The organism is Bradyrhizobium sp. USDA 10063 (assembly GCF_054063735.1).
The window spans coordinates 3,743,821-3,754,309 of record NZ_JBSSGP010000002.1 but is presented as its reverse complement, the minus strand read 5'-3'; the positions used below and the strand labels follow the sequence as shown (position 1 = coordinate 3,754,309).

Below are 10,489 nucleotides of genomic sequence, written 5' to 3'. Positions count from 1 at the left end.
GACATGAGCCTTCATCCCGATATCGCCGCACTCCTCGAAATGGTCCAGGCCGGGACCGAAAGCGGCGCGCGCATTCCGTTCCCGCAACTGAGCGCGGCCCAGGCGCGGGCGGACTTCGATGCATCCTCGCCGCTGCTCGATGTCGATCCGCCGCCGCTTGCCCATGAACGTCATCTATCGCTGCCGACGCGCGATGGCGGCAGGATTGCCGCGCGTCTCTATGCTGAACGGGCGCCCGACAGCCATAGCCCCATGCCTGTTCTCCTCTACATGCACGGCGGCGGCTTCGTTGTCGGCAGTCTCGATTCGCATCAATCCTTGTGCCGCGGTCTTGCGGCCGACAGCGGTGCAGCCGTGCTGTCGGTCGATTACCGGCTTGCGCCGGAACACAAGTTTCCGACGGCGTTCGAAGACGCCGTCGATGCGCTCGCCTGGATCGCTCGCGAAGGTCCCGCGGCGGGCCTGGACCCGCAGCGCGTCGCCGTCGGCGGCGATAGCGCGGGCGGGACGCTCGCGGCGGCGCTGGCGATCGAGGCGAGAGCCAACGGAAATTTGCCGCAGCCGGTCCTCCAAGTGCTGGCCTATCCGGGCCTGAGCTCGCGGCAGGTATCGGACTCCTACATCCGCTACGGCTCCGGATTTCTTCTGGAGCGCGACACGGTCGACTGGTTCTTCCGGCAGTATCTGCGCGACGATTCCGACCGCGACGATTGGCGCTTTGCGCCGCTCGTCGCTCGCGATTTCTCCGACCTGCCGCCGGCGCTGATCGTTCTCGCCGAATATGATCCGCTGCTGGACGAGGGACGCGACTATGCGTCAAGGCTCGAGGCTGCCGGCGTTGCCGTCGATCTCCAGGTCTATCCGGGCATGATTCATGAGTTCCTGCGGATGGGAAACGTCGTCGCGGAAGCCTTGCGCGCGCGGGCTGCGATCGGGCAAGCGCTGGCCGCGGCCTTCCGGACCGAAGCTAATATAGAAGGGCGCCGCGATTGAAGATATGCCATGATCGTTGCTCCGGCCTCCACTGCAGCGGCGCTCGATGAACCGACCAGAGAACGTGACTTGGCTATCTCGCCGCGCCTTTGTTGCGGCCGGCATTGGGCTTGGCGGGGCGTTGCTGGACCGCGCGCCGCTGGCGAAGGCGCAGCCTGCGCCGTCGCGGGCGGTGCCGCGCGTCGCGGCGCTCGGCTGGGCTTGTGCTCAGACGCTGCTTGCGCTCGGCGTCGTGCCGTTGGCGATCCCGGAGATCGAGCGATACGGCAAGCTCGTGGTCGAGCCGGAGATTCCGCCTGCCGTACGGGAAGTCGGGTTACGCTCGGAGCCCAATCTCGAATTGCTGCAAAGCCTCGCGCCTGACCTGATCATCATCGATCCGAGCCTGGCTGCCGCCACGCCGCGGCTCAAGCTGATCGCACCGGTCGAGGTCTTCACGATCTTCAAGCCCGGCGGCCGTCCGCTGGAGACAGCGCGCAATTCGACGATCGAACTGGCCCGGCGTCTCGGTGCGCAGGCCGCATGCGATGCCTACCTTGCACGTTTCGATGCGGTGATGGACGAGAGCCGCGAAGGGCTGCGCGATTCCGGAAGCAGGCCGCTCTATCTCGTCAGCGAGATCGCCCGCAATCGGGCGCTCGTGTTCGGTCCGAACAGCCTTTACCAGGACGTGCTCGATCAATTCGGGTTGAAGAATGCCTGGACCGGGCAGAGCGGCCCATGGGGACACACCAGTATCGGCCTCGAACGGCTCGCTGCAGTTCCGGACGCGCGCCTGGTCCTCCTGAGCTCGCGGGTCGCGGATATCAAGGCCTTGCTTGCGGTGAGCCCGGTGCTGCGGACCTTGCCCTTCCTCCGGTCGGGGCGGTTGACGGTTCTCGGAAATCAGTTCTTCTACGGCGGCGTTCCGGCAGCCCTGCGCTTCGCGCGCCTTCTCGCCGAACGGCTGCCACGGGACGCACATGAGCAAGGTTGACGCGTTGCCCGTCCGGTCCGGCCTCGGCGTGCATCCCGCGATGCTGGTCGGCTTGTTGTTTGCCGCCGCCGGCGCACTGGCGTGTCGCGATCTGTCGACGCATCTGCCTGTCGCGGCCTGGTTGCCGGTTTTGTGGCGACCCGAGGTCGCGGACCCGCAGCAGATGCTGGTGCACTACACCGTCTTTCCGCGCATCGCCGTTGCATTGCTGGGTGGGGCGGCGCTTGGCCTGGCAGGCGCGGTCTGCCAGCAGGTGTTGCGCAATCCGCTTGCCGAACCGACCACGCTCGGCGTGTCGAACGGCGCTTATCTTGCGCTTGCCGTGACGACCCTGTGGGCGCCGTCGCTGCTCGTCTTCGGCCGCGAATGGGTTGCGGTCCTCGGCGGCTTCCTTGCGTTCATGTGCGTGTTCGCTCTCACCTGGCGCCGCGCGCTGTCTCCGGTTGCGCTGGTGCTGGCGGGGCTGATCGTCGGATATTATTGCGCGGTCATCACCCAGGCCCTGGTTCTGATCAACCACGAATATCTCATCGGCCTGTTCATCTGGGGCGCAGGCTTCCTCAATCAGCAGGACTGGAGCAACGTCGCGTTCCTCGCGCCGCGCTTTCTCATCGCCATCGTGCTCATCGCGATGATGATCCGCCCGCTGACCTTGCTCGGCTTCGACGATGAGACCGCACGCAACCTCGGCCTCGGCCTGACCGGGGCACGCGTTTGTGCGCTCGGCATCGCGATCGCGCTGAGCGCCTCGGTCGTCAGCGTGGTCGGCGTCCTGGGTTTCGTCGGCCTTGCGGCGCCGGCGCTCGCCATGCTCGCGGGCGCGCGCCGCTTTCGCGACCGGCTGATATGGGCACCGCTGTGCGGTGCGGGCCTGCTGTGGCTGACGGACGAGATTGTGCTGCTGATTCCGCCGGGCTATCGCGAAATGCCGGCCGGTGCGGCGACGGCATTGATCGGCGCGCCGATGCTCCTGGTGTTGCTGCCGCGGTTGCGGGCCGCGGCGCCGGTGGGCGGTCTCACGCCATCCGTGCCTCCACGCCTTGAACATCCGTGGCGGGTGATCCTGCTCGCTCTCGCATTGCTGTTGCTGGTGGTCTGGGTCGCGCTCGCCGTCGGCGTGGGCGCCGGCGGTTGGAGCTGGAGCGGTCCGGCCGGTATTGAGGAGTTTCTGCCATGGCGCTGGCCGCGCGTGGTGTCGGCGCTTGCGGCGGGCGCCACCCTTGCGGTGGCTGGAACGTTGTTGCAGCGGATGACGGGAAACCCGATGGCGGCGCCGGAGGTGATGGGGATCAGTTATGGCGCGGCGATGGGTGTGATCATTCTGCTCTATCTGCTTCCGTTCCATTCGCGCCTGGCGCAGATCGCCGCCGGCGGTCTCGGCGCTCTCGCCGTGCTGACGTTGATCATGATGTTCAGCCGGCGCTCCGAATTCAGTCCCGAGCGCGTCCTGCTGGCTGGTGTCGCGATGGCCGCCGCCTTCGGCGCAATCATCGCGATTGCGCTTGCCACCGGTGATCCGCGCATCGGAATGCTGCTGTCGTTGCTGACCGGTTCGCTCTATCAGATCGGGCCGGCCGAAGCCGTGGTGCTCGCGGCAGCCGCTTTCGTCCTGTTGCTTCTGGTGCCGATGATGTCGCGATGGCTTGACATCCTGCCGCTCGGCCAGGACACGGCGCGTTCAGTCGGCGTGTCGATGACCAAAAGCCGCATGCTCATCATGCTGCTCACCGCGCTGCTGACGGCAACCGCGACGCTGATGGTCGGGCTCCTGAGCCTTGTCGGTTTCATCGCGCCGCACATGGCGCGGATGATGGGTGCGCAACGGGCGCTTCATCATATCGCGCTCGCAGCCGTGATCGGAGCGATCCTGATGGTGGCGGCGGATTGGGCGGGACGGGTGGTGATATTTCCGTTTCAGATGCCGGCCGGCATATTCGCCATGATGATCGCCGGACCCTATCTGCTATGGCTGCTGCGTCCCCGACACGCATGATGTCGCGCGTCGAAGCCTTTCTCCCACCGTTCCCGCTCACCGTGCAAAGCTGATAAGGCGGTCGCCATCCGGCGACGGCATCACCCCCATGGGGATGCCGTAGATGGCCTCGAGCCGCGTCGACGTCATGATCTGATCGGGCGTTCCTCTGGCGATCAGTCTGCCCGAATGCAATGCGATGATCTCGTCGCAGAAGCGTGCGGCCATGTTGACGTCATGCAGGACGACGAGGACGCCGAGATTGCGCTCGCGGGCAAGCTGCTGCACGAGCGACAGCACTTCGATCTGATGTGCCACGTCGAGCGCCGATATTGGCTCGTCGAGCAGCAGGCACTCGGCGTCCTGTGCGACCAGCATGGCGATCCAGACCCGTTGGCGCTCGCCGCCCGACAACGTGTCGACCAGACGATCTGCGAACGGCTCGATATCGGTGAGCTTGATGGCTTCGGCGACTTTGCGGCGATCAACCTCGCCGAAACGGCCTAGCGCGCCGTGCCAGGGATAGCGGCCAAGCGCGACGAGCTCCTTGACCAGCATGCCGGCGGCTTGCGGAATCTGCTGCGGCAGATACGCCACCTTGCGGGCATATTCCCGATCGCTCCACTCTTTCAGGGACCGTCCTTCGAAACGGATCGTGCCCGACGAGCTTGGCTGCTGCCTCGCCAACAGCTTGAGCAGGGTGGATTTGCCCGAGCCGTTGTGGCCGATCAGGCCGACGACCGTGCGGGCGGGAAGGGTTAGCGTCAACGGTTCGAGGAGCGTGCGTCCGGTGACCGCGAAGCTGACATGCTCCAGTTCGAACAGCGGCGCGGCAAGGTTGCTGGCGGACCGCTGACGCGAGTCTTCGCGAGCAAGAACGCCGGACATCATGATTGCCGCAGGCCCCAATACGCGACCGCGAGATGCTGCTCGCGCGTGAGCTGGCGCGTATCGCGCAGATATTTGCGTATCGTCCGCACCGCCTGTGTCTCGGCCGCGATCCAGGCAAAGACATCCGGATCGTCAGGCCATCGCACGCTGTTGACGGCCTCGGCCAATAGCTGTGTTGAGCCGGGAACGGCGTCGCCGCGATGCAGCCAGCGGATCGACATGCCGGATGGCGCTGTCAGCGCCAGCTCCTCGCTGGCATCGGCGACCTCGATGAAGACCTCGCCGGAAGTGGTCTCGGGCAAGCTCTCGAGGATGCGTGCGATGGCCGGAAGCGCCGTTTCATCCCCGGCTAGAAGCAGCCAGCGTGCCGGCCGAACACCGCGTCCGAGCGGGCCGGCCATTCCGCAGATCGCGCCAGGCCGCGCCTTAAGGGCGAAATCCGATCCCGGCCCAGCGTGTTCATGAAGCACGAAGTCGACATCGATCTCGCCCGCGCGCGTGTCGATCCGACGGACCGTGTAGTAGCGCGGCGCCGGTCGCCGATCCGGTTCGGGCCACAAGATACGTCCGTCCGGGGCGGGCCGGGGCCACTCAGGCTTGTCGAGACCATCAGGCGGGAAATACATCCGGACGTGCAGGTCCTGATTGCTTGCGAAGCGGGCGATATCGTCTCCGACGAAGGTCAGGCGCCGCATGTGGGGCGTGAGATCGAACGAGGCTTTCAGCCGCACTTCGCGGAAATTGGCAAATGTAGTTCCGGACTCGTGGCCCTGCCATACGATCGTCGGCGCGTCATCGCCGGCCAGTTCAACGACGTGGGAAGCAACGACCGAACGCAGCACTTCGAGGTTGCCCTTGTCGGATGCTGAGACGCGAATCTTGAGCGCGTCCGCTTCAACGGCGAGGGTACTGGTTCCATACGGCAACCGTGCCATCATGACGCCATCGCTTGTCTCGAAGGCGATCTCGTGTTCGGCCAAATGCTCCACCATTCGGGCGGCAAGACCGGCGGGATCGGCAAGCGTTATGCGCGTTTCAGAGATCAGCCAATCCAAGTCTTCCTCCAGCCGCGCCTGGCCGACACTGGCCGATTGATTTGCGGAGTTCCGGCTCGTCGCAGCACGATACATCGACGCGGCTTCGGCATTCTGCCTGCTGACCAATCTCAAACGGAAGGACAGCCGTCGGTTGACCGTTCTATTGAACACGCTTCAAATCGCAAATTAGAATCCATCGAAACAACGGTAATCTGCTTCACAATGCCGGTGTCATCATCCAGGTAATTCCGGCAAGGCTGTTCGCGCGACGATGAACCGTGTAGCTTCGCCGCTCCCGCTCGAACGTGACGCCCATGATGACCTCACGAAACAGCCTTGCTGCGCAAATCTTTCATCTGCTGCGACCTTATTGGCAGATCGTTCTGGGAGGGAGCCTTCTCGGCCTCGTCGGCGGCGCCAGCGTTGCGGGACTGCTTGCGCTCGTCAATCGCGGGCTCTACGCCGGGCAGCACGACGCGGCCACGCTGCTTGGCGCGTTCGCGGGGCTGTGTATCTTGATCCTGATCGGATCCGTCGGCGCTGATATCAGCGCCAATTATGTGGGACAGCGCATCATCGGCGCGCTTCGCAAGTCGTTGGCCGCCAAGATTCTGCTGGCACCGATCGACCAGCTCGAAATCTACCGAACGCATCGCCTGATCCCGGTCCTTACGCACGACGTCGATACGATCAGCGATTTCGCATTCTTCTTTTCTTCTTTCTTCGTGTCCCTGGTCATCGCGATCGGCTGCTTGGTTTATCTCGCGATATTGTCGTGGCCGCTTTGTCTCGTCACGGGACTGGTCATCATCCTCGGCTCGATCGCTCACGCTTATGCGCGAACGCGAGGCGTGCAGGGCTTCAACGCGGCGCGCGATTCCGAGGACCAGTTGCAGAAGCACTACCGGGCCATTGCGGAGGGAGCAAAAGAACTGCGATTGAATCGGTCGCGCCGTCAGCGCGTCTATGTCGACCAGCTTCAACGTACCGTCGACCGGATCAGCTCGATCCAGATCAAGTCGATCAACCTGTTCGTGACCGCGCGGGCGCTGGGCACAATCCTGTTCTTCGTCGTGATCGGTGTGGCGCTCGCCCTGCGACCGTTCCTGTGGCCGGACAGTCCAGCTTCGGTCTCAAGCGGTTTCGTCCTGGTCCTCCTCTATATGAGAGGGCCGGTCGATCAGGTGATCGGAATCCTGCCCGCGCTCGGCCGTGCGCAGGTGGCGATACGCCGCATAGCCGAGCTATCGGAGCAGTTCTCGACGCCCGAGCAAGGGCTGCTGACGAACCCGGCGGCTACCACGGAAGCGTCGGGCAAGGTCGAGTCGATTGAGCTCCGTGGCGTGTCCTATGGCTTTCAACATGTATCGGGCAGCGATCCCTTTGTCCTTGGGCCGATCGACCTGTGCATTCGAGGCGGCGACATAGTTTTCATCGTCGGGGAGAACGGCAGCGGAAAGACGACACTCATCAAGCTGCTGCTGGGTCTTTACACACCGCAGTCCGGCACGGTGCTGCGCGACGGCGCACCTGTCGTCGTGGAAACACGCGACGACTACCGCCAGCTCTTCACCACCATCTTCTCCGACTACTACCTCTTTGAGGATCTCCTGCAGGACTCGAGGAGCGTGCCCGATATGGCAGAACGATACCTCGAGCGATTGGAGCTCGCCCACAAGGTTTCGGTCGAGAACGGCGTCTTCACGACGACGGATCTCTCGACAGGACAGCGCAAGCGACTGGCGCTGATGAACGCCTGGATCGAGGATCGGCCGGTCCTTGTCTTCGACGAATGGGCAGCGGATCAGGATCCGACCTTCCGGCATATCTTCTACACCGAGCTATTGCCTGATCTGAAGCGTCTCGGGAAGACGATCATCGTGATTTCACACGATGACCGCTACTTTGCTGCCGCGGATCACCTCGTGCGTCTTCGCCATGGCAAGATCGTCGCAGATCAGGTCAACGACGACGACGTCATCGAGCCGTCACTTACTCCAGGCAGGGCTTCTTCGTGAAATCATGTTCTTCTGCGACGGTTTGAAATCAGTTCCGGGAATCGGTAGGGGAGGCAGTCGGCGGAAAGTTCCGCTCCCGCATCACAAGATAGGTTTGTACAGAATCTAAATTACAATCACCGTCATTTCTTGTCTTCATCCGCCGGAGTGATTTACATCGCGTGCTAGAGCAACCTGCCTTGTTGCACGCTGTGGTGTTCGCGATATGAGGGCCAGATGAACAGAGCTTCGAGCTCCGCGATAGGACCTCATGTGTTTCCAATCGGTCCGGGTCCCGCGATGAAGGTCGTTCAACAGGATTGCGACCTGCAGGTTGTTGCGAACGATGTGACGCTGATGCGGCTGCGTCTTGAGGAACAGTCAAAGTATCTGAAAATGTTGGCTGTTCCGGACGATCCGCAGCTTGCCTTGCCTGCGGTCTCGGGGGCCGCCGAGGCGTTGTTCGGCTGGCGGCCTGGGTTGGATCGGCTCATTCTCGATGTGGCAGATCGGGAAATTCTTGCAAGGGAGATTTTGCATCACGGGCTCGCCGTGATGATCGAAGATGACCTTACGCTGCTTCCGGAGCTTGCGATGCAGCGGCGTGATAACTGGCTTGTCGACGCGATGCGGCCCCCGCTACCGCAGCTCTACGTGATGACTGATGGCAAGCGACATCCGCGACGCGCACCCAAGCCGAGCGGCCTGGTCTATGCCCGCTTCATCCCTTGGCTCTCGGAAACGATCTCGTTTCGAGCAGCCAGCCTGGACGATCACCTTCATCTCCTGCATCGCTGGATGAACGATCCCCGCGTCGATGCGTTCTGGAACGAGGCCGGAGATCTGGAGAAGCATCGAGCGTATCTATCGAAGATACTCGCCGATCCACACATGTTGCCGCTGATCGGTTACTTCGGCGACGAACCCTTCGGCTATTTCGAGCTCTATTGGGCCAAGGAGAACCGCATCGCTCCCTTCTACGACGCGGATGATTACGATCGCGGCTGGCATGTCATTGTCGGCGAGGACGCCTATCGCGGCCGGCGCTACATCAGCGCGTGGCTGCCGTCCCTCATGCATTACATGTTCCTCGACGACTGCCGGACGCAGCGGATCGTGGGAGAGCCGGCTGCGGCGCATTTGCAACAACTCCGCAATCTCGAAGTCTCCGGATTTGCCAAGATCAAGAATTTCGACTTTCCGCACAAGCGGGCGACCTTGGTCATGCTGCTGCGCGAGCGCTTCTTCGGTGATCGACTCTGGCTGCCGGTCGCAACCGGTTCGGCAGCCGCGGCTTAATGCGCAAACGGAACGCAGCCTCATGTCCCAACAGCTTGCCATCGAACACGACGTCATCGGTGTCGGCTTCGGGCCTTCCAACCTCGCGCTTGCGATCGCGCTTCAGGAATGCGCCACCAAATCCCGCCTGAGATGTTCTTCCCTGTTCGTCGAGAAGCAGCCGCATTTTGCCTGGCACGGCGGCATGCTCTTGCCGGGCAGCGACATGCAGATCTCGTTTCTCAAGGACCTGGTTTCCCTGCGAGATCCAACCAGCCCGTTCACGTTCGTGAACTATTTGCACAAGCGCGGCCGTCTGCTGGATTTCATCAATTGCCGAACGTTCTATCCGAGCCGGCTGGAATTCAATGACTATCTGCGTTGGGTGGCAGGTCAGCTCAAGTCCGTTGTCGCCTACGGCGAGACCATCGTCGCCGTCGAACCGGTGACGGTCGGGCAGTCCGTGACATCCTTGCGGGTTCACTCGCGTACCCGTTCTGGCGGTGAGACGATGCGGCTTGCGAGGAATCTGGTGGTTGCGGTCGGCGGGACGGCTTACGTGCCTCCGATCTTCGAGAAAATCGCAGATGATCCAAGATTGCTTCATTCGAGCCGGTATCTCGATGCTATCGACGCTGTCGGGCTCGAAGGGAAAGCGGCGCGGGTGGCCGTTATCGGAGGCGGCCAGAGCGCGACCGAGGTGACGGTCGACCTGCACAGCCGATTCCCGGAAGCGACTATCGATTTGATCTTTCGCGGGCATGCGTTGAAGCCGTCCGACTCAAGCCCGTTCGTGAACGAGATTTTCAATCCGGACTACACGGATTTCATGTTCTCCCAGCCCGACGAGCGGCGCGACGCCATCGTTCGTAACTTCCGAAACACCAACTATGCCGTCGTTGATGCCGATCTGCTCGATCAGTTGTACCGGCTGCTTTACCAGCAGCGCGTCACCGGCTCGGCGGGTATCAAACTGCACCCGCGCAGCGAGATCACAAATGTCAGCGCCGCATCCGATGGCATTGACGTTGCGACGGTGGATCGGTTCGGCGGTCGTACTCAGCGTGGTACCTATGTCGCTGTCATCCTGGCGACCGGCTATGACAGGACTACGCCGCACGCATTTCTGGAACCGATTCAGCGCTATGTGGAAGGGAACACGCTTGATCGCAATTACCGGCTTGTAACGAGCCCGGCGTTTCATCCGCAAATTCATCTGCAGGGCTATTCCGAGACATCGCACGGCCTCAGCGATACGTTGCTCTCAGTTCTCGCCACACGCTCGCAGGAAATTGCTGAGTCGCTCGTGCTGACCATTTCTCGACGCGAGCTTATTGCCTAGGCA

The 10,489-nt window shown here is 62.7% G+C and carries 8 protein-coding genes; 6 read left to right on the top strand and 2 right to left on the bottom strand.

Features of this window, described 5'->3' with window-relative positions; genetic code table 11:
• Positions 1-3: 3 nt before the first annotated feature.
• The 3 genes from ACVJGD_RS19960 to fhuB are packed head-to-tail and all read left to right on the top strand — an operon-like array spanning position 4 to position 3,962.
• A complete protein-coding gene (locus tag ACVJGD_RS19960; protein ID WP_456635947.1) occupies positions 4-993 on the top strand; it encodes an alpha/beta hydrolase in 990 nt (329 codons plus the stop codon).
• Between the two features lie 46 nt (positions 994-1,039).
• The gene (locus ACVJGD_RS19955; RefSeq protein WP_456635946.1) at positions 1,040-1,969 is read left to right on the top strand and encodes an ABC transporter substrate-binding protein; all 930 of its coding nucleotides are present in this window, start codon (positions 1,040-1,042) and stop codon (positions 1,967-1,969) included.
• Positions 1,956-3,962 carry a Fe(3+)-hydroxamate ABC transporter permease FhuB gene (gene fhuB / locus ACVJGD_RS19950; RefSeq protein ID WP_456635945.1) on the top strand — a complete coding sequence of 669 codons (2,007 nt, stop codon included), beginning with the start codon at positions 1,956-1,958 and terminating at the stop codon, positions 3,960-3,962. Before ACVJGD_RS19955 ends, fhuB begins: the two co-directional genes overlap by 14 nt.
• A 36-nt stretch (positions 3,963-3,998) precedes the next feature.
• Here the strand turns inward: fhuB and ACVJGD_RS19945 are convergent, their stop codons facing one another.
• On the bottom strand, positions 3,999-4,829 hold the full coding sequence (locus ACVJGD_RS19945; protein ID WP_456640308.1) for an ATP-binding cassette domain-containing protein: 831 nt from the start codon (positions 4,827-4,829) through the stop codon (positions 3,999-4,001).
• Positions 4,829-5,887, bottom strand: coding sequence for a DUF2218 domain-containing protein (locus tag ACVJGD_RS19940; protein ID WP_456635944.1), 1,059 nt, complete (start codon positions 5,885-5,887; stop codon positions 4,829-4,831). The genes ACVJGD_RS19945 and ACVJGD_RS19940 overlap by 1 nt, the downstream gene beginning before the upstream one ends.
• 296 nt (positions 5,888-6,183) lie before the next feature.
• Here ACVJGD_RS19940 and ACVJGD_RS19935 point away from each other — a divergent pair, with 296 nt between their 5' ends.
• The 3 genes from ACVJGD_RS19935 (at position 6,184) to ACVJGD_RS19925 (ending at position 10,486) form a co-directional block, all read left to right on the top strand.
• On the top strand, positions 6,184-7,887 hold the full coding sequence (locus ACVJGD_RS19935; protein WP_456635943.1) for a cyclic peptide export ABC transporter: 1,704 nt from the start codon (positions 6,184-6,186) through the stop codon (positions 7,885-7,887).
• A 279-nt stretch (positions 7,888-8,166) separates the two neighbouring features.
• A complete protein-coding gene (locus ACVJGD_RS19930) occupies positions 8,167-9,165 on the top strand; it encodes a GNAT family N-acetyltransferase (protein ID WP_456635942.1) in 999 nt (332 codons plus the stop codon).
• Positions 9,116-10,486 (top strand): lysine N(6)-hydroxylase/L-ornithine N(5)-oxygenase family protein, encoded by a 1,371-nt coding sequence (locus ACVJGD_RS19925; protein WP_456635941.1) that lies wholly within the window; start codon positions 9,116-9,118, stop codon positions 10,484-10,486. The genes ACVJGD_RS19930 and ACVJGD_RS19925 overlap by 50 nt, the downstream gene beginning before the upstream one ends.
• Positions 10,487-10,489 lie beyond the last annotated feature (3 nt).